Origin of the sequence: Spartinivicinus marinus (assembly GCF_026309355.1) — a bacterium.
Lineage (GTDB): Bacteria > Pseudomonadota > Gammaproteobacteria > Pseudomonadales > Zooshikellaceae > Spartinivicinus > Spartinivicinus marinus.
This window is the reverse complement of record NZ_JAPJZK010000001.1, coordinates 4,332,868-4,353,258: the sequence shown is the minus strand read 5'-3', so window position 1 is coordinate 4,353,258 and position 20,391 is coordinate 4,332,868. Positions and strand designations below refer to the sequence as shown.

Genomic DNA, 20,391 nt, shown 5'->3' with positions numbered 1-20,391 from the left:
AACAAACTGGTTAATGATCAGTCATTTTGTAAAACATCATCTACACCCTTCCTTATTCAAAAGGGGGAGCACTGATTATTGAGTTTATAATAATCTCAACCTTACGGCCTTTTGATTGAGTAGAAGGCTGAGGCGTCAACATCAGCTGTAGAGGAAAAGCGTTTTTTTTAGCTAAAGCAGCTGGCAAATATTGTTGTGACAGGGTTATAAGCCCTCGTTGACTATGGCCTTTTTTAGTTTCAAACAGCACACCATTTTGATTCCAGTTAATACTATGTGTTAACCGACTGGCTTGCCAATTATATACACTCTGTTTACTCTCTACTTGTGCTTTCTGCTGCAACCAATAATGGGTCATTACACCATTTGTAGTATCTTGGCAGTGACTTGCACAACCCATCGTAAAACCAAGTCCACTGTTTTTGTCCTGATTTTGCAGACTAACAGAAAACTGGCCATTAGCGAGTAAATTTCTGGCTTGCGCAACTGTTTTAATTTGCAACTGGCCAGACGAAAAATTATCAACCGACTCTATACCAGCAGCTAACCATTGGCCATTCTGATACTCTAATACCAAATGCAACCGTCCACGCTGGTCCACAAAAACATTCTCTGGTGCCCAACGCCCTCCCTTCACTGAGCCTTGCTTAATTCGCCATTTGCTACCAGCAAAAACCAGTTTATTATTTTCTGCATATTCCACATGAACTCTGGCAGACTCATGATGGTTCAGATTTAATTTAGCCGATGACAATGTGGCACGATAAATCTTACCTTGGTAAATATAATCACTAGCAGTGAGCCAATATTCACCTGGCTCAACATTTGTCAGGCTATCCTGGCCAACTGATAGCTTTCGCGTTACTGGCTCGCCACCAGCCACAGGATGCAAAGTCAGTGTTGCTTTTGCTCCAAAAGGCAGACCGGTCACCTGAGTCGCAACCGCCAACTCACCTGTCGGCTGTAGAGACTGCTGAAACGTCAAATTGTACTGTTGTACCGCCTCTTTGCTAGCAGTAAACTCAAAGGGCTTTTCAACACTGGCACTGGGTTTATATTGAAAAGGCCAACGCTTGACGGGGTTAAACCATAGCCGATAACGGTGGCCTACCACCAAGTTATTTAACTGTTGAGCTTTAGCCCACTGTAACTGAAGTTGCTTAGGGTGTTCTCCATGAGTGGCATCTTGAATATAAGCAATAAGTGAGTCTGAGCGATCAACTACCTCAGCAGGGGTAACCAGCTGAATAGCAGTGGTATAGACAGGCTCATCGTATTTTATTTTGACAACTGCGGCAGACTTTCTATTGCTTAAGCGAATTGACTGTTCAACCATGCCAGGAAAGTCACCTACCTGCTCCGTATGAACGGTGTACTCACCATATGGCAATTGATCAAGAATAAATTTCTGCCCCCAGTCAACCGCAACCCGCTTTTCAAAGTCACCTGCTCCTTTCACTGTTACAACAGCCGGCATCCCTTTCACCTCAGGGCCAGGTGCTTTAGGCGCTCTAAAAAGAAGCTGGCCATGCTGGTAACTTACCTGCTGATCTTTATCTGATAAAAAGATGGTTGCTTTTGCTGATGATTGGCCTAGCTTTGCTTTTGACTCAAACTTCAACATCAAAGATAAAGTGGAGCCTGGATGCAACTCTGTTTGCAGCTTTTGATTTTCACTAAATGCTAGCACCAACTGGTTGTTGTACTGCCCACCAATTCTTTCTGAAACCAACACTCGGCGATCAGGCATTGAAATAGGGAAAAAACTGCCAGACACTTCAAGAACCCGATAAGGTGTGGCAAACTCAATTAAAGCATTAGTTAAATCAACCGTTTGTTTAGACTGGTTAGTAATTAATAGACGACCAGTTGCTTGTGTCTCTCCAAGGTGCTGAATAGAAATCACAGAAGCATGAAGACCAGAAGCAACAGCACCAGGCTTTTCTGCAACTGTTGCCGCTAGTGCAGATGCTGCCCCCAGCGAAATAACAGCTGTTGTTAAGCTTAGCCAAGCTTCAGTACTCAATGATCATCTCCCAATACAAACGTGTTTATCTTTAATGGCATTTGCAGTTCATATCAATACTAACAAGCATTAACGCAGTTAATGATAAAACGACTCAAACCTTATGTATCTTGCCGTCTTAAATTTGTCAGATGCTCGTTATAAGCTTTTGTTTAGAAAGCTTTCTGCTATAAACTTTTGATTACAAAGGATTCTACTACAATTGCCTACTAAGAAATACGGCATACTTCGAGAATTAAGCAGAACAATGCTAAAGCGTGCGGCCAAGGTACACGACCAAGGCCTTTATTCCTTTAGTCAGCCTCAGTAAATGCATCGCGAGTAATATTATGCGTACCCTGCTGCTGTACAATCACAGTATCTTCTATTCGAACACCACCATACGGCTTCAGCGCATCAACCACTGACCAGTTGATTAGTTTTTTCTGCACAGACGAAAGCTGCTCCAATAATAAATCAATAAAGTAAATACCAGGCTCAATGGTAAACGCCATCCTTTCAGTAATGGGCCTTTGTAGTCTTAAAAATGGATAATCAGGGTGTGCATTAAGCAAAGTACCTTGTTCATCCTGTTGCCAGCCACCCACATCATGAGTTTGTAAGCCAATCAAGTGGCCCAACCCATGAGGAAAAAAACTACGAGTCAACTGTTGCTCATAACAGGCATCAGCTGTGGTATTGACTATCTCCAGTTCAGTTAAAATAACAGCTATTCGCTGGTGCATTTGGTCATGTAAAACCGCATAGTCCATCCCTTTTTTAATCTGTTGAATAATCCGTTGTTGAGCTTGATCTAACTTTTCAACTAACTGATTAAACAACCCAGACTCTACCGCACTTGTTGTACGGGTAATATCGGCTATATAACCTGAAAAACTAGCGCCAGCATCTACTAATAAAGATAAATGCTGTTGAGGCGATATGGACTGATAATGGTCATAATGCAAAACTGCACCATGCTCATTTAACGCCACAATATTATTATAAGGCGCATAAGCTTCTTGATGGCCACAAGCTTTTAAAAAAGCCAGGTGAATCTCCAGCTCTGACTGCTGTTGCTGAAATGCAGCAATTGCAGCATTATGCCCTTTCATAGCAATTTGGTTAGCCAAAATTAGACATTGCTGCTCATAGTCAGTTTTATATGCTCGATGGTAACTTAGATAATTCACTAAATTGACAGGATTAACCTGCCCTATTCCCCACTCGGCGGCTAACTGGGTTTCTTCGCCAAGAAAGGCTAGCTGCTCCAGGTTTGCAGGCAACACATTTTTAAGTGCCTCAACTTTGTTAATAATTGTTAAATTAAAACTATCAACCCAATAACCTGCTGGCGGCTCAGGTGTTACATGCCAAAAATCCTGCGGCATAAAGTAAACAAGCTGCGGCTTTTCACCTGGCTTAATGATCACAACAGACTGAGGCAAGTTGGATAGTGGCACCCACCACTTAAAAAAAGGATTAGCCTTAAATGGATAATAGGTATCATCTAAAAATGCCGACTTGGGCTTTCCAGAAAAAATAACCACTCCCTCAACATCGGCTAACGTCATGGCTTTTTCAAATAATTGGCTAACCCTATCAATATGATTCGCATAAAGATGCTGCCAATTCATTTTTATTTCACTCATTTTATTGGTCTCAATTTTTTATTTTTGTAATGACTTGGTAAATTGCCTTACATAACAACTGACAGTCTTCTTGTTCCATTACATAAGGCGGCATAATATAAATCAGTTTACCGAAAGGACGAACCCAAACCCCTTCATTAACAAACAAAGGCTGGATAGTTTTCATATCAACGGGCTGTTTCAGTTCTACTACACCTATAGCACCTAACACCCTGACATCAGCCACATTTGCAAGTTCACGGCAAGGGGCTAAGCAGGCTTCCATCGTGATAGACAATTGTTCCACTTGCGCTTTCCAGTGCCCCGCTTGCAATAACTCCAAACTTGCTGATGCAACAGAGCAAGCTAATGGATTTGCCATAAACGTTGGGCCATGCATCAACACCCCCTGATTAGAGATAGTATGCGCCACCTGCTGGGTACATAAGGTAGCAGCTAAAGTCATATAACCGCCCGTCAACGCCTTACCAACACACATAATATCAGGGCTAATATCTGCATACTCACAAGCGAATAACTTACCAGTTCGACCAAACCCCGTCGCAATTTCATCCAGAATTAGCAGTACCTGATAATCATCACATAGCTCTCTAACCCGTTTTAAATAAGCGGGAGAATAAAAGCGCATTCCCCCTGCATTCTGCACAATGGGCTCTAAAATAACCGCAGCAATGGCCTGATGGTGCTTATCTAAAGCCACTTTAAACTCAGCAATATGCTCTTCTTGCCAGTCATCATGAAAACCACACTGCGGTGCTTCAACAAAGACGTTATCAAGTAACATGCCCGAAAAGACTTCATGCATACCTTCCGGGTCACAAACAGACATTGGCGCAAAGGTATCACCGTGATAGCCTTTTTTTACGGTTAGCAGTCTTTTTTTAGCTGGTTTACCGGTAGCCACCCAGTATTGAATCGCCATTTTGATGGCCACTTCTACAGATACCGAACCAGAATCGGCGAAAAAGACTTGCTGGAGAAGTGCTGGGGTAACGTCCAACAGCTGTCTTGCAAGGCGAATGGCTGGCGGGTGAGTAATCCCTCCAAACATAACATGCGCCATTTTCCCTAGTTGCCGCTGTAATGCTTCATTTAGCTCTGGGTGGTTATAGCCGTGAATGGCTGACCACCAGGAAGCCATACCATCAATTAGCTGACGCCCATCAGCCAAGGTAAGCCGAACTCCTTCAGCGCCAGTAACAGGATACATTTCATAGCAATTCGTTATTGAGGTATACGGGTGCCAGATATGCTGGCGATCAAACTCCAGATCTTCAACTGTTACGGTATCGGCCATAAAACATGCTCTCAGTAAAAGTGACTCGTGCTGCATTATATTAGAGTGCGGCACTAGTTTTTCACAAAATGGCGATGTCTGCATTACGGCAGTACAATAGACACCAAAGTGTTCCCTGAGAAGGAAGTAAAATGCCTGCTTTATTTGTTAAGCAACTAACGGTTATCGACTTTTCCTACTACTGCGCTACTCGTGGTCTAGTTGGTGAAAGCTGGTTGGTCGATGTTATCCTTGATGGCCAGCTCAATGAAGAAGGAATGGTGTTTGATTTTGGTCAGGTAAAAAAGACCATTAAACAAACAATTGATGACTTTGTAGATCATAAATTATTGGTGCCGGGTACTCACCCAGCGATCAATATTGCTGCTGAACATGGACGAATGAATGTTGCCCTATCGACAGAAAATCGTGGCAAAATTATTTGCGATGCACCAAGCAGCGCTATTATCACCATTGACGCCAGTGAAATATCCCCCTCGACTATCACCCCTGTGATAGAGCAGCATTTAAAACAGGTATTACCCGACAATGTTGAAAATATTACTTTAAGGTTATATCCAGAGATAATTAACGGCCCATTTTATCATTACAGTCATGGTTTAAAAAAACACAAAGGGTGTTGCCAGCGGATTGCCCATGGACACCGCTCTGCTATTAATATTTATCGTAATGGCGAACCAGACCCGCTACTGGAAGCAGATTATGCCAACCAGTTTCGTGATATTTATATTGGGACCAAAGAAGACATCACAGGCGAATTTATTGACAATGATATGGCTTATTTTAAGTTTGCTTATACAGCCCAGCAGGGTTATTTTGAACTAATTATCAGCCAACCCCATTGTTATCTAATTGACTCTGACAGCACTGTTGAACTGATTGCGCAACATATGGCAAACACAATTAAAACTGCTTATCCAAATGATAAAATTACTGTTCAAGCATTTGAAGGATTTAAAAAAGGTGCTATAGCAGAACTTTAATATTCTGCAACTAAAAAATCTCAAATCAACCCATGGTCTGTTACTGTTTGCACTTTTTAGCTATACATTAACAGACCAAATATTCACAACATTTATCACCCACTCAAAAAAAAGCTATTTATTTCCATCCCGAATAAAAAACATTTTTGACGAATATTAAAACATTTCTCATACTGGTAGGGTAAAAGCACTTATAGACCTTATAACCTGGGGAAGTCAATTTGGCTATAGCTAAACAGAACAGGTTATCAGTCAAACTGTTGCGGGTCGTTTTACTGTCCGCATGCTTGGTTGGACTTGTATTAAGTTTTGCTCAAATTGTATACGACGCCTATAGCGCCGATGAAGCCATCGATACCTCTGCCTATGCGATGCTAGCTATGGTCAGAGATCCCGCTATTCAGGCGGTATACAGCTTAGACAAGGAAATGGCTTCTCAAGTAGTTGAAGGCTTATTTGAGAACAATTCTATTCGCTATGCCGCTATTGGACACCCAGACGAACCCATGCTGGCTGAAAAAAGCCGCCCTCTCATAGACACCCCTTATCGCTGGCTCACTGACAAAATTTTTAATCAAGAACGTACTTATAAAGTGAACTTGTTTGGTCGCCTTCCTTACAGTGAATATTACGGTGACTTAGTAATTACTATCGATACTGCTCGGAGTGGCTCAGAGTTTGTCAATCGCTCAATCATAATTTTTACATCTGGTTTATTGCGAGCCTTTGCTATGGCCACGGTGCTTTATTTAATTTATACCTGGCTGCTCACCAAACCCCTAACCCGCATTATCGACAACTTATCAAGAATTAATCCTGACCAGCCTGGCCAAAAAAAAATCCCGATGTTGCCAGGCAATGAAAACAATGAGCTAGGCCTATGGATTCAAACAGCCAACCAGTTGTTGGATTCTATTGACCGTAATAATACAAAACGACAAAAAGCGGAAGCCCATGTGCTCAGGCTGGCCCAATATGACTTTTTAACCGGCCTACCTAATCGAGTCATGCTACAAAAGGAATTACAACAAATTCTTCAAGATGCCAGCACTCATAACAAGTCAGTCGCTGTACTCTGTTGTGGTATTGATGACTTTAAAGGCGTGAATGAGCAGTTTACCTATAAAGTAGGGGATCATATTCTGATGGCCCTTGCCGATCGGCTCAGAAATCAACACCATAAAGTTAAAGCAGTTGGACGATTAGGAGGTGACCAATTTGCCATTATCCAAGACGAAATTGACCAGCCCTATGAGGCAGCCGAGCTAGCCCAACAAGTGCTTAGTGACTTAGAAGAACCCTTTGTCATCAACAATATTCCCATCTCCATTCGCTCAACGATGGGCATCACCCTTTACCCCGAAGACGGCAATAACCCTGAAAAATTGTTGCAAAAAGCCGAACAAACCATGACATTGGCAAAAACCCGCAGCCAAAACCGCTTTCAATTTTATATTGCCAGTGTTGATACAGAAATGCGGGTGCGTCGCCAGCTTGAAAAAGACTTGCAAAAAGCGCTGGAAAATGAAGAACTCCACCTGGTTTACCAGCCTCAAGTGTCTTACTTAACTGGACGAGTCGCTGGTGCAGAGGCCTTAATTCGCTGGATTCACCCAGACAAAGGGTTTATTTCCCCAGACTTATTTATCCCCCTAGCAGAGAAGAGCAACACCATCATCGATATCGGTGAATGGGTGCTAAACCAAGCCTGTCACCAACTCAATAACTGGCATCAACAAGGGTTTGATGACTTTCGTATCGCCGTCAACCTCTCTGCAGTACAACTTCGTCATGAGAAAATTGAATCCTTAATTGCAGATACTATTCAAAAAAACAGCATCCCTCCCCACTGCCTAGAGCTGGAAGTGACTGAAACGGGTATTATGGAAGACCTTTCTATGGCTGCCGCCAAACTCAACAGTATCAAACGATCAGGCGTGATGATCGCCATCGATGACTTTGGAACTGGCTACTCATCTCTCAGCTATCTAAAGAAACTTCCCTTCGACAAAATCAAGATCGATAAAAGCTTTGTTCAAGATGTATTGGAAGATGAAGAAAACGCTACTATCGTTAGAGCCATCATTCAATTAAGTAAAAGTTTAAATTTAAGCGTTATTGCAGAAGGGGTAGAAACCGTTGAGCAAGAAGCCTACATCATAGAGCAAGGCTGTCAGGAAGGTCAGGGTTATTATTACAGTAAACCCGTTTCTGAAGAGCAGTTTCAACAATTCATAAAAAAAAACTACAAAGCAGCTTAGCCCACATTGAAGCCAACCCTCATTAGACTTTTTTTGCTAAAAACACCTCATCAGTAAAACACCTAGTAATAAACAACACTTTATTTATTATCCAATAAGATATTGTTAACCAATTACAGTAAAGTCATTTCTTACTTTTAAACGATAAACATTATCATTATACTCTCCAATCTTATTACTAAGATAAGCGTTAGGAGTGGATGTCAATGCAATCAACAGGTTTTACTCGAAATTTATTCGCTTGTGCTTTTGCCAGCATGGCTCTGGTTAGTTACGCTGGTGCTGAACAAACGCAGACAACTGCCGTATCAACTGTATCATCATCAGCGGTAGCTAACACTCAAGTAACACCAGCTGCTGTGGTTAAACATTACGCAGATATCGCCTATGCTAATTATTCCGATGGCTTAACGACAGCTAAAGCTTTACAAAAAACCATTGAAGCATTCCTTCAAGCTCCTACTGAAGCCAACCTAGCTAAAGCTAAAGAAGCCTGGATTGCAGCAAGAGTTCCCTATCAGCAAACTGAAGTATTTCGTTTTGGTAATGCCATCGTTGACGACTGGGAAGGCCAAGTAAATGCATGGCCACTAGATGAAGGCTTAATTGATTATGTTGATGCCAGTTATGAGCATGAATTAGGTAATGAAGGAGCCAAAGCCAATATCATTGCTAACACTACCCTGAAGTTAGGTAATAATTCATTAGATGTAAGTAAATTAACACCTAAATTATTGGCCGACTTAAATGAACTAGGTGGTTCAGAAGCTAACGTAGCCAGTGGTTACCACGCCATTGAATTTTTATTATGGGGTCAAGATTTAAACGGCACTAACCCTGGTGCAGGTAAACGCCCCGCCACTGATTATGCAGCAGGTAAAGCCTGTACCAACGGAAGTTGTGAACGTCGTGCCGCTTATCTGAAAGCAGCGGCTGAACTATTGATCAACGACTTAGAAGAAATGGTTAAACAGTGGTCACCAACTGTTGCCAATAATTATCGCCAACAGCTGCTGAGTGAAAAACCAGAAGATGGCTTACGTAAAATGCTGTTTGGGATGGGCAGCTTAGCACTAGGTGAATTAGCAGGCGAAAGAATTAAAGTCGCATTGGAAGCTAACTCTCCAGAAGATGAACACGACTGTTTCAGTGATAACACGCATTACTCTCACTATTACAATGGTAAGGGGGTTAAAAATATTTATTTCGGCGAATACAAGCGAGTTGATGGCTCTGTATTATCAGGCCCAAGCCTGGCTGACTTAGTTAAACAAAAAGATGCTAATAAAGCAAAAACCATTGCCAGCTCATTTAATAAAACAGAGCAAGCTCTTCAGGCTATGGTTGATTCAGCTAAAAAGGGCGTCGCATTTGATCAGTTAATTGCTTCCAATAACAAAAAAGCGAATCAAATTCCACAAAATGCAATTAAAGCGTTAGTGGCAGAAACCGCTGCAATTGAAATGGCTGCTGTTTTAATCGGTGTTAGTAATCTAAGCCCTGATACCGCAGATCATGAGTTTAATTAATTGATAATTACTTACATAGTATCCTGTTAGACTCTCTCGAAAGGATATTGAAAATAAGTCTATGTCCGATATGGAATAACAGGCAATTCTTCCTCCGCGCTTGAAGGGCCTCCATGGCCCATCAAGCGCTAAAGCGACTGCCATGTCGCAGCTACAGAATCCCCTGTCACTCCATATCCACTTATTTTTACGATAACCTGCTAGATAGTATCTAAAAAAACATAATAACGTAAATATAGAACATAAAACGCACTCATAGGCGTTGTTACGACATACACCATTATCCTGTTTTATTTTTAGGAAGTTTTTGATGATTAAGCCTATGGGGAAACGACCCACAACAGTAGTTGCCTGTTTTTTTGTATTACCGGTATTTGCAGGCAATGAACCCACTGAAGCACAAAAAACCAAAGCACTCTCTGGCGGTGCTGCCACTGTATTTAATACCACACATAATGCTTTCTCCCTTCCTTCAGCCAACATGCCATTAAGTCGTAAGCTAGATTTTAGCGTTGGCAACAGTTTTTTTCGCAACCCTTGGGTCATAGCTCCTGCAACAACAACGGCACGTGACGGTTTGGGCCCTGTTTTTAATACGAATGGCTGTCAGAACTGTCATATCAAAGATGGGCGCGGTCACCCACCAGAAAGCCCAAGCGATAATGCGGTCTCCTTACTAGTCAGATTAAGCGTGCCAGCTAAAACCTCAGAAGAAAAACAACAGCGGGTTTATTCAGGAATCATACCCGAGCCAACCTACGGTGGCCAACTACAAGATTTTGGGGTACCAGGGGTACCAGAAGAAGGTAAGGTGAATATTAAATATACACCCATTACTGTTAAGTTTGCCGATGGAGAAACTGTCACGCTACGAAAACCTAACTTAACCATAACTGGGCTTAATTATGGTCCCATGCAAAAAGACGCATTGTTCTCTGTCCGAGTAGCTCCCCCAATGATTGGTTTAGGCTTATTAGAAGCCATCGCTGAAACAGACATTTTAGTCAATGCTGACCCCGATGATCGTAATAACGATGGTATTTCAGGCAAAGCCAACCAGGTCTGGGATAAAACTAAACAGCAAACAACCTTAGGCCGGTTTGGCTGGAAAGCAGGCCAGCCATCCTTAATGCAACAAAATGCTGCTGCTTTTAATGGTGATATTGGGATTACTTCCAACTTATTTCCAGCCACTGATTGCACCCCTAAACAAGCAGCTTGTCAAAAGGCAGCAACTGGCGGTAACCCAGAAGTAGAAGATAAAATTCTTAAATTTGTGGAGTTTTACACACAAAACCTAGCGGTCCCTGCTCGTCGTAACCTGGATGATCCTCAGGTACAACAAGGTGAAAAACTATTTCAACAAGCCCAATGCGACAACTGTCATATCACTCAGTTTAAAACGCCCACACTTAAAGAACAGCCTGAGCAGTCCAATCAAGTTATTCACCCCTATACCGACTTGTTAGTACACGATATGGGCGAGGGGCTTGCCGATAATCGTCCTGAGTTTCTGGCCAATGGCAAAGAGTGGCGAACTGCACCCTTGTGGGGTATTGGACTTATCCAACAAGTCAATGGCCACACCTACTTGCTTCATGATGGACGCGCCCGCAATCTAATGGAAGCCATTCTTTGGCATGGCGGTGAAGCAGAAGCAGCGAAACAACGTGTCCTCAACATGGCTAAACAAGACCGCCAAGCTTTACTAGCCTTTCTCAATTCACTGTGATTTTTAAGATGCCGACATGAACTTTAAGCAACTTTCCACTATCTTAAATAAAACCTACCTCCTAACAACACTCCTAACAACATTGCTCATTGCCGCTAGTAACAGCTACTGGCTGAGCAATGTGGCTTCGGCCGATTCACCACCTCCAGCAGCACTAAGTGTACATCAACAAGTGTCAGGGTTTTATCAGCAACTGACCAACGCAGCCCGTTACTTCCAGCAGTCATCTTTAGAACTATGCCAATCACCTTCTACAGCAAAGTTCACCGTTGTACAAAATCACTGGCGACAGTTGATGAATAGCTGGATGATTGCCGAAGTGATTAATTTTGGTCCAGTACAACAGGGTAATATGGCTTGGCGGTTTCAGTTCTGGCCTGATAAAAAAAACCTGATCAAGCGAAAAGTAGAAGGTTTTTTAGCAGCTCACTCTCAACCGAGTACAATTGCTACAGAAACAGTTAAAACATCCAGTGTGTTGGTACAAGGGTTAAGTGCTGCTGAGTACTTGTTGTTTGATCCTCAGCTTAAGACTACTCAACAGGTCATTAACAATCCCCAACGCTGCCAAATGCTGGCCAGTATCAGTGCTAATTTATTTGCAAATGCTCAGCAGCTTGAAAAAAGCTGGCAAACTGAAACTGCTACTAATAAACCAACTGTCGAAGAGAGTATCAGCCAGCTGCTTAATGGCATGGCTACGCTTATTGAACGTAGCCATAAAAAGCTGGTTATGCCACTTGGCAAACAAAAAGCCAATCCTTATTTTTCAGAGTCCTGGCGTAGTCAGCATTCAATCGAAAATATTAAACACAATTTGATTAGCATCAAACAACTTTATCAGGTTCAACTAAAACCTCTGCTATTAGAGAAAAAACAAGGCAATTTATTAGCAGAGAAAATCGATCAACAATTTAACTTTACCTTTAAACTGCTTGGTCAATTTAAACAGTCACTTTTTGTTTTATTAAAACACCAGCAATTAGAGCAAACAACTCAACTGGCCCAAAGCTTAAAGCAATTAAAACAGCTATTCAGCCAACAATTACCCGACAAGTTAGGGGTAATCATTAGTTTTAACGCTAATGATGGAGATTAATGACATGAATCGGCGACAGTTTCTGGTCAGCCTTGTTGCTGGCAGTACCGGCTTAGCCGTCAGCCAGCTTAATTGGGCGCAGGCTTCTCCCCCACTCTTAATGAGTGCTTATAAGAATCAAACAGGCCAATACGGCATTGCTGCTTTTTCAACAACAGCTAACAAACCACTATGGCAACTACCTTTACCAGCCAGAGCCCATGCAGTCAGCTGTCACCCTAGTCAACCACTCGCAGCTGTGTTTGACCGTCGACCAGGCCAGCAGATACACATTATTGACTGGCAACAGGGTAAATTACTCACCACTATAAAAGCAGCTGCTAAACGGCACTTTTACGGGCACGGCACATTTAGCCGGGATGGCAAACAGCTATATTGCACAGAAAATAATTGGCAACATGGCACTGGCGTTATTGGTATTTATGATACCCAGGATTTTACTCGCCTAGATGAAATAGCCAGTGGTGGTATTGGCCCCCATGAGATAGTGCTACATCCCGATGGACAAACGCTGGTGGTCGCGAATGGAGGCATATTAACTCACCCGAACAGTGGTAGGAAAAAGCTCAACCTGGATAGTATGACCCCCAACTTGAGTCATATCAGCATTGAAACAGGCAAACTGGTTGATCAACAATCCTTTGTTCATCACCAACTGAGTATCCGTCATTTAGCTATTTCTCAACAAGGCCAGGTCGTTGCGGGTATGCAATATCAGGGTGACCAGTCAGATATTGAGCCTTTAGTTGCTAGCCAGTTTGCTCAAGGTCGCCCCCTAACCCCACTTGCTGGAGATGAACTAGCCTGGCTGCAAATGAACCAATATACGGCTAGCGTCTGTATTCTTGATCATGCTGATACTGTCGTTATTACTTGTCCTCGAGCTAATCAGATAATGAGCTGGCAGCTGAGCACTGGCAAGTTAGGCAGCATCCTTAATGTGGCAGATGCTGCTGGGGCAGTTGCAATAAGCAAAAATCACTGTGCTATTACGACCGGACTTGGGCACTTGCATACAATAAAATGCCACCAAGGCTCAATGACACCAATGACTCAACAACGTTTTGCAGATATCGCTTGGGACAACCACTTGGCACTTGCAACTATCTGATACTAAATGCCTCCTTCCCTACTGAGGTGTCGCAAAAGGGGGTTGAAAATAAGTCTAGTGTCCGATATAGAATAACAGGGTATTCTTTTGCCGCTCTTGAAGGGCCTTCCATAGCCCATTAAGAGCTAAAGCGACATCCCTGTCTCAGCTACAGAACACCCTGCCACTCCATATCCTCTAAGTTTTGCGACAGCCTCACTAGGTGCTAAATTTTAGTCACTCAATTGTAAAAAAACGTCAGCTTTCATCTACACTTAAACCTGTTAGCAACTTAGTGATTCACTCTGTCGGAAAGAAGCGTTTAGCTATTGAGGTGTTGTAATGGAGTGGCTAAAGCAAAGCTTGGTAGTCAAAATTTTCTCATTATTTATTGTGGGGCTTATCCTAATATTTGCTGTTTCCGAATGGGGTTTTCTAAGATTTAGTCATACTGTTGATCAACATCAAACGTTACTTAATCAAGAATTTAATAACGCACTTACCATTACTCAAATTAACCTTGAGTTTAAGCGACAGGTTCAAGAATGGAAAAATGTTTTAATTCGCGGTAGTGATGCTAGCCAACTCAATAAATACTGGGGGCGTTTTGAAGATCAAGAAAAAAAAATTAAAGGCATGCTAGCAACGCTTCAACAAAATGTTAAGGATAAAGAAACTCTCAACACCCTCGAAAAATTCAATACTACATACCAGGAAATGACTAAAAAATACCGCCAAGGAAAAGATACCTTTGTTCAATCCAAATTTGATATCAGTAAAGGTGATAAAAGTGTCAGTGGTGTTGATCGAGAACCATCAAAATTATTAGAAGAGGCTGCTGCACGTTTATCTACAATAGCCGCCGAAGAAGCCGCTACTGCAAAAGCAGACAGTAATAAAGTCAGTTTAGTGGCGACCTCTTCCATGGTAGTTATTTTAGTGATTGTTGGTGTTGCCTTAAGCTTAATGTTGCATCACTTCCTGGTAAAACCAACCAGACAAATAATCGACCATATCAGCAATGTTAGCCAGGGTGAACTTACTAACGTATTAGAGCTTGATCGTGAAGATGAGCTTGGCAGGCTTGCCAGTGCAGCCAACCAGCTTCAATTTTCCCTGAAAACGACTGTGACCAACCTAAAAGATGCGTTAAGCAGTTTATCTTTTTCTTCCTCAGAGCTAGTGCAAATTTCTTCTGGAATCAATAAAGGCATTCAGGAACAACACTCCAGAACAGATCAAGTCGCCACAGCAATGAATCAAATGACCGCTACAGCAAATGAGGTGGCAGAGCATGCCCAAGGTGCTGCTAGTGCTGCCAGCCAAGCGGATGAATCAGCCCAGGAAAGCATGACGGTAATGGAAGGCACCATTAAAACCATTGAAAGTATGTCGCAGGAAATCGCCAATGCTTCAGAGGTCATCCAAAAGCTGGAAGAAGACACTAAAAGCATTGGTACTGTATTAGACGTTATTCGCGGTATAGCAGAGCAAACTAATTTGTTAGCACTTAATGCAGCAATTGAGGCTGCTAGAGCAGGAGATCAAGGTCGGGGCTTTGCTGTGGTGGCTGATGAAGTAAGGACATTGGCCCAGCGTACTCAACAATCAACCGCTGAAATACAAGGCATTATTGAAAATGTACAGGTAGGTGCTCACCATGCGGTTGAAGCCATTGAGCGAGGCAAAACGCAAACAGACCTTGGCGTAGAAAGAGTGTCCCAGGCAGGCACTGCGCTAAAAAATATTACTCAAGCAGTTGAAGAAATTCGCGATATGAATCATCAAATTGCCACTGCAGCAGAAGAGCAGACGTCAGTGGCAGAAGATATCACTCAAAATATTCATGAAATCACCACCATTGCTTCTTCCAACAGCGATCAAGCAGAAAAAACCGCTCAAACCAGTGCAGCCTTAGAAGACTTGGCCAATGAGCTAGAGAAAATTGTTAATAAGCTAGGCCAATAAATATCTTTTTTGGTTTCCTCAAAACAAAAACCCCTCAGTTGAGGGGTTTTTTTAGCTACCAGAGAGGCTAGCGAGGCAAAACAGCCGGCATTACATCATGCCGCCCATTCCACCCATGCCGCCGCCCATGCCGCCCATATCAGGAGCAGCTTTTTCTTCTGGAATTTCAGCAACCATGGCTTCAGTAGTGATCATTAGACCAGCAATAGAAGCCGCTGCTTGTAGTGCAGCACGAGTCACTTTAGCTGGGTCAAGGATACCCATTTCGATCATATCGCCGTACTCACCCGTTGCCGCGTTGTAACCAAAGCTACCTTCGCCTTGCTTAACTTTGTCTACCACTACAGAGCCTTCATCACCCGCATTTTCAGCGATTTGGCGAATTGGAGACTCTAAAGCACGTAGAGCTAAGGCAATACCTTGGTTCTGATCTTCGTTATCACCTTGCACTGAGATATCTTGTAAAGCACGAATCAGTGCAACACCACCACCCGCAACAACACCTTCTTCTACTGCTGCACGAGTAGCGTGTAACGCATCTTCAACACGCGCTTTCTTCTCTTTCATTTCTACTTCAGAGCCAGCACCTACTTTGATGACCGCAACACCACCCGCAAGCTTAGCAACACGCTCTTGCAGTTTTTCTTTGTCATAGTCAGAAGTAGATTGCTCAATTTCAGCACGAATTTGCTCAACACGCGCTTGAATATCAGCAGCAGCGCCAGCACCATCAACAACAGTAGTATCTTCTTTAGTGATAGTGATACGCTTAGCTTGGCCAAGATCATCCAAAGTAGCGCCTTCTAAAGACAAGCCTACTTCTTCAGAAATAACGGTTCCGCCAGTCAGGATAGCGATATCTTGTAGCATAGCCTTACGGCGATCACCAAAACCAGGCGCTTTAACAGCAGCGACTTTAACGATACCGCGCATGTTGTTAACAACCAGTGTTGCTAATGCTTCGCCTTCAACATCTTCAGCAATAATTAACAGTGGCTTAGATGCTTTAGCAACAGCTTCTAGCACTGGTAACAGATCGCGGATGTTAGAGATCTTCTTGTCAACCAACAGAATGTATGGGCTTTCCAGCTCAGCACTCATGCTTTCTTGGTTGTTGATGAAGTAAGGTGACAGGTAGCCACGGTCGAACTGCATACCTTCAACAACGTCTAGTTCGTTCTCTAAACCACTGCCTTCTTCTACAGTGATTACACCTTCTTTACCTACTTTTTCCATTGCTTGAGCAATGATTTCACCTACTTGCTCATCAGCGTTAGCAGAAATAGTACCTACTTGAGCAATAGACTTTGAGGTTTCGCATGGAGTTGCAGCGGCTTGTAGTTTTTCAACAACAGCAATAACAGCTTTGTCGATGCCACGCTTCAGGTCCATTGGGTTCATGCCTGCAGCAACAGACTTCAAACCCTCATTAACGATAGCCTGGGCTAATACTGTAGCAGTCGTAGTACCGTCACCCGCTTTATCATTCGCTTGAGACGCGACTTCTTTAACCATTTGCGCGCCCATGTTTTCGAACTTGTCTTTCAGTTCGATTTCTTTCGCAACAGAAACACCATCTTTTGTAATGGTTGGCGCACCGAAAGATTTTTCAATAATTACATTACGACCTTTTGGCCCTAAGGTAGCTTTAACTGCATCTGCTAATTGGTTAACACCTAGCAACATGCGCTGACGGGCGTCATCACTGAAAACGACTTCTTTTGCCATGTTAATATCCTTACTTTGAACTAAATTATCTGTTTAAGAAAGCGAGAAATAAATTAAAAAGGCTTAGCCTTCCAACACACCATAAATTTCGCTTTCATTCATGATGATCAGCTCTTCGCCGTCAATTTTTACTGTGTTGCTTCCAGCGTACTGACCAAAAACGACCTTGTCGCCAACTTTAACACTTAATGGACGTACTTCGCCGTTATCTAAAACTCTGCCTTCACCAATAGCAACAACTTCACCTTGGTTAGGCTTTTCAGCAGCAGTACCTGGTAACACAATGCCGCCAGAAGTAGTGGTTTCTTCTTCTTGACGACGTACGACAACGCGATCGTGTAATGGACGGATTTTCATTGATCACTCTCCAATGTTTTTCAATTCGCCGAGTGTTGCTCAACTATCGTATAAATCAGCACAGCATAATCAGCTTATTGCTATGCAGCATTCCTTAAGAAAGCAGCCTTAAGAAAGCAGCTAAATTGATCCAGTCATCAGTAGATTACGCCTACAACTGGAAGGCAGACCATTCTATGACTGACATCAAACTTTTGTGTGAAGGAAGATGGGGTTGCTCCAAAAACTTTTCAACACCTTTCAACAAATTTTTTTAAATTTTTTTCTACCAAGAGAGTTAATCGACTAACTACTCAAGTAGTATTTTTAAGTGTGATAGCGCTGAAATGCTCATGAAGGTATCACCTACGAGCAGTGCTGAAGGTAACGGATAATGGTTACAGTAGGTAGCCCCCACTAGTAAGTAGTGGTCAGATGTAGTACGACATATAAATACTTTATGCCATTGACTCTATCCCATAGAGTATTTGTACTCGTTGTTATTTGTTTAGTTTATGCCAGTCATCTTCTCGCTTAAATTCTCCATCGATAATATGAGGGTCGCGATGAGAAGATGCTTCTGCGGTAAAGTGAGCTGAAGTATGCATATTATGCACTTTAAAACCCTTCTTAATTGCCTGCTTAATCAGCCAGTGACGGGTAAAAGGGAGTAAACAGCAAAAGCCAAGGGCATCAGTAACAAAACCTGGCGTGAGTAATAAAGCCCCTCCAACGGCCAGTATAATACCTTCAGCCATTTCCTTTGCTGGTATTTGCCCCTGCTGCATTTTTTGCTGAGCATGCATCAGTGTTGACAGGCCTTGCTGACGCAGCAACTGCAATCCAATCACCGCTGTTAGTAACACTAAACCGATGGTTAACCATGCACCAATCACTTCCCCCACTTTAATCAGCACAAACATTTCAACAATGGGGACAACAATAAACAACATTAGTAAGGGGCGCATGGTTTTAATCTCCTAAAGCACACTGATAAAGAAGTGAGATCACCCCTTCATAACATACTTTTTGCTAACAAAGCCTTCATGTCCTTATAAAGATGAAGGCAAATTCAGTTATTTTCAACCCCCTTACATGTAATAAATCATATAAGCGATTCATCAACCGGCCATAGCGACTAACTGCTTTCTCACTTGCTGAGGTGTTTCGGCCACTTCATGAAAAGCAAGCCGTATCACTTTGTCTGCGACTCGCAAGTTAAACCCTTCGCTATCAATCCCTGCCATCTGAGGAGTTACGCCATCTGGCAACTGAATACTAGCCTTTTGGCAATAGGTTATCATAGCTTTAGTATGATCCTGATTCATGTGTTGTACCATCCCCTGCTCAACCTCACCGAAGAAAGGGTTCGACTTGACTAGCAGCTCTGGCTCTAACCAATAAATTTCGCCAAACCCACCAATAAAACGAGCACGAACCAGCTCAATCACATAAAAATCAAAGTCGTGCGTTTGGTGATAGCCTCTGGCCTGAGGGAAAAATGCATAGTAACGCTCAGCCAGTAATGGATCATTTACCTGATAAGCATCGCCCACCCAAGTGAGTCTGGCTCCAGTTTGAATATCATCAATATCGGCTTCCGTTACTGTTAGCGACACTTTATTATCAGCCTCTATATTTTTTGTATGCTGAGCAATGCGACTGATCAGCATCACTAAATTCCCTTTGCCATCCAAGCAATAAGGCACTACCGAACCAAACGGATAGCCTGGTAATGAAAGTGATTGAGTAGCCAAAACACCATGATATTGGTTTAGTAACAACTGTCGTGCAGCTAAAGCTGCTTGCTCTTTTTTGCTCATTTTTCTAACCAATGGTATTACCAATAATAAACGAAGAGTTGCCAGAAAATAATAATCATTCTCACCTAAATAAGCTACTACTACCAGCTTAAATCAGATTACTTAGGAGCCACTAAATGGATATTACCAATAAAGTGATTGTCATTACTGGAGCTGCTCAAGGGCTTGGCCGGGCCATGGCCGAACGCTTTGCCAAACAGCACGCACACTTGGCATTAGTAGACCTTAATGAAGATAAATTGCTAGAAGCGGTTAATTACTGCCAATCACTTGGGGCAAAAGCTCACTCGTTTATAGCTAATGTGGCAGATGAAACATCCGTTGAAAACTTATTTGAGCAAGTGAGTCAACAGTTTGGAAGGGTCGATGTCCTCATCAATAATGCCGGAGTGTTACGGGACCGCATGTTAGTGAAAGTCAAAGACGGCCAAATCGTCAATAAAATGAGTTTGGCAGAATGGCAAAGCGTTATTGATGTTAATCTGACTGGGCTGTTTTTATGTGGTCGTGAATGTGCAGCAAAAATGATTGAAAAGCAGCAACCTGGCGTCATTATCAACATTTCCAGCATTGCTCGAGCAGGCAATATTGGTCAAACCAACTATGCCGCAGCCAAAGCCGGTGCAGTTGCCTTAACTGTTACTTGGGCAAAAGAACTGGCACGACACGGTATTCGTTGCGCAGCCATTGCACCAGGTTTTATTGGTACTGAAATGACCGCTAGCATGAAGCCAGAAGCATTAGAACGCATGACATCGCAAATCCCTTTAGGTCGGATGGGTGCTCCTGATGAAATTGCACAAGCGGCTGAGTTTATTCTACAGAATGATTATTTTTCGGGGAGAGTGGTAGAAGTAGACGGCGCCTTCCGCCTTTAGGGCAGCTCCA

General features: G+C 42.7%; 15 protein-coding genes. 8 read left to right on the top strand and 7 right to left on the bottom strand.

Annotation, left to right across the window (positions count from 1 at the left end; genetic code table 11):
• Positions 1 to 52: 52 nt before the first annotated feature.
• The 3 genes from OQE68_RS19475 to bioA all read right to left on the bottom strand — a co-directional run bounded on the left by OQE68_RS19475 (position 53) and on the right by bioA (position 4,954).
• Positions 53 to 2,026: a LamG domain-containing protein gene (locus OQE68_RS19475; RefSeq protein ID WP_180570624.1), complete on the bottom strand. Its 1,974-nt coding sequence runs from the start codon at positions 2,024 to 2,026 to the stop codon at positions 53 to 55.
• Between the two features lie 293 nt (positions 2,027 to 2,319).
• Positions 2,320 to 3,657 carry a Xaa-Pro dipeptidase gene (pepQ, locus tag OQE68_RS19470; RefSeq protein WP_180570625.1) on the bottom strand — a complete coding sequence of 446 codons (1,338 nt, stop codon included), beginning with the start codon at positions 3,655 to 3,657 and terminating at the stop codon, positions 2,320 to 2,322.
• Between the two features lie 10 nt (positions 3,658 to 3,667).
• On the bottom strand, positions 3,668 to 4,954 hold the full coding sequence (gene bioA / locus OQE68_RS19465; protein WP_180570626.1) for an adenosylmethionine--8-amino-7-oxononanoate transaminase: 1,287 nt from the start codon (positions 4,952 to 4,954) through the stop codon (positions 3,668 to 3,670).
• Between the two features lie 131 nt (positions 4,955 to 5,085).
• On the opposite strand from bioA, the gene OQE68_RS19460 reads away from it, so the two are divergent.
• From OQE68_RS19460 to OQE68_RS19430, 7 genes are all read left to right on the top strand, one after another.
• Positions 5,086 to 5,937, top strand: a complete 852-nt coding sequence (locus tag OQE68_RS19460) for a 6-pyruvoyl trahydropterin synthase family protein (protein WP_180570627.1) — start codon at positions 5,086 to 5,088, stop codon at positions 5,935 to 5,937.
• 221 nt (positions 5,938 to 6,158) lie between these two features.
• Entirely contained in the window at positions 6,159 to 8,198 is a 2,040-nt protein-coding gene (locus tag OQE68_RS19455; protein WP_180570628.1) for a putative bifunctional diguanylate cyclase/phosphodiesterase, read from the top strand.
• A gap of 206 nt (positions 8,199 to 8,404) precedes the next feature.
• Positions 8,405 to 9,727, top strand: a complete 1,323-nt coding sequence (locus OQE68_RS19450) for an imelysin family protein (RefSeq protein WP_255491021.1) — start codon at positions 8,405 to 8,407, stop codon at positions 9,725 to 9,727.
• A 310-nt stretch (positions 9,728 to 10,037) separates the two neighbouring features.
• Positions 10,038 to 11,459, top strand: a complete 1,422-nt coding sequence (locus tag OQE68_RS19445; protein WP_255491022.1) for a di-heme oxidoreductase family protein — start codon at positions 10,038 to 10,040, stop codon at positions 11,457 to 11,459.
• Positions 11,460 to 11,475: 16 nt separating this feature from the next.
• Entirely contained in the window at positions 11,476 to 12,558 is a 1,083-nt protein-coding gene (locus OQE68_RS19440) for an imelysin family protein (protein WP_180570629.1), read from the top strand.
• A gap of 4 nt (positions 12,559 to 12,562) precedes the next feature.
• Entirely contained in the window at positions 12,563 to 13,669 is a 1,107-nt protein-coding gene (locus OQE68_RS19435) for a DUF1513 domain-containing protein (protein WP_180570630.1), read from the top strand.
• A gap of 321 nt (positions 13,670 to 13,990) precedes the next feature.
• Positions 13,991 to 15,616, top strand: coding sequence for a methyl-accepting chemotaxis protein (locus OQE68_RS19430; RefSeq protein WP_180570631.1), 1,626 nt, complete (start codon positions 13,991 to 13,993; stop codon positions 15,614 to 15,616).
• Between the two features lie 90 nt (positions 15,617 to 15,706).
• On the opposite strand, the gene groL is transcribed toward OQE68_RS19430, so the two are convergent.
• The 4 genes from groL to OQE68_RS19410 form a co-directional block, all read right to left on the bottom strand.
• Positions 15,707 to 17,344, bottom strand: a complete 1,638-nt coding sequence (gene groL, locus OQE68_RS19425) for a chaperonin GroEL (protein ID WP_180570632.1) — start codon at positions 17,342 to 17,344, stop codon at positions 15,707 to 15,709.
• 63 nt (positions 17,345 to 17,407) lie between these two features.
• Positions 17,408 to 17,701 (bottom strand): co-chaperone GroES, encoded by a 294-nt coding sequence (locus tag OQE68_RS19420; RefSeq protein WP_163832621.1) that lies wholly within the window; start codon positions 17,699 to 17,701, stop codon positions 17,408 to 17,410.
• 479 nt (positions 17,702 to 18,180) lie between these two features.
• A complete protein-coding gene (locus OQE68_RS19415) occupies positions 18,181 to 18,648 on the bottom strand; it encodes an FxsA family protein (protein WP_180570633.1) in 468 nt (155 codons plus the stop codon).
• A gap of 153 nt (positions 18,649 to 18,801) precedes the next feature.
• Entirely contained in the window at positions 18,802 to 19,503 is a 702-nt protein-coding gene (locus OQE68_RS19410; RefSeq protein WP_180570634.1) for a HugZ family pyridoxamine 5'-phosphate oxidase, read from the bottom strand.
• A 116-nt stretch (positions 19,504 to 19,619) separates the two neighbouring features.
• On the opposite strand from OQE68_RS19410, the gene OQE68_RS19405 reads away from it, so the two are divergent.
• Positions 19,620 to 20,381, top strand: coding sequence for an SDR family oxidoreductase (locus tag OQE68_RS19405; RefSeq protein ID WP_180570635.1), 762 nt, complete (start codon positions 19,620 to 19,622; stop codon positions 20,379 to 20,381).
• The last annotated feature ends 10 nt before the right edge of the window (positions 20,382 to 20,391 follow it).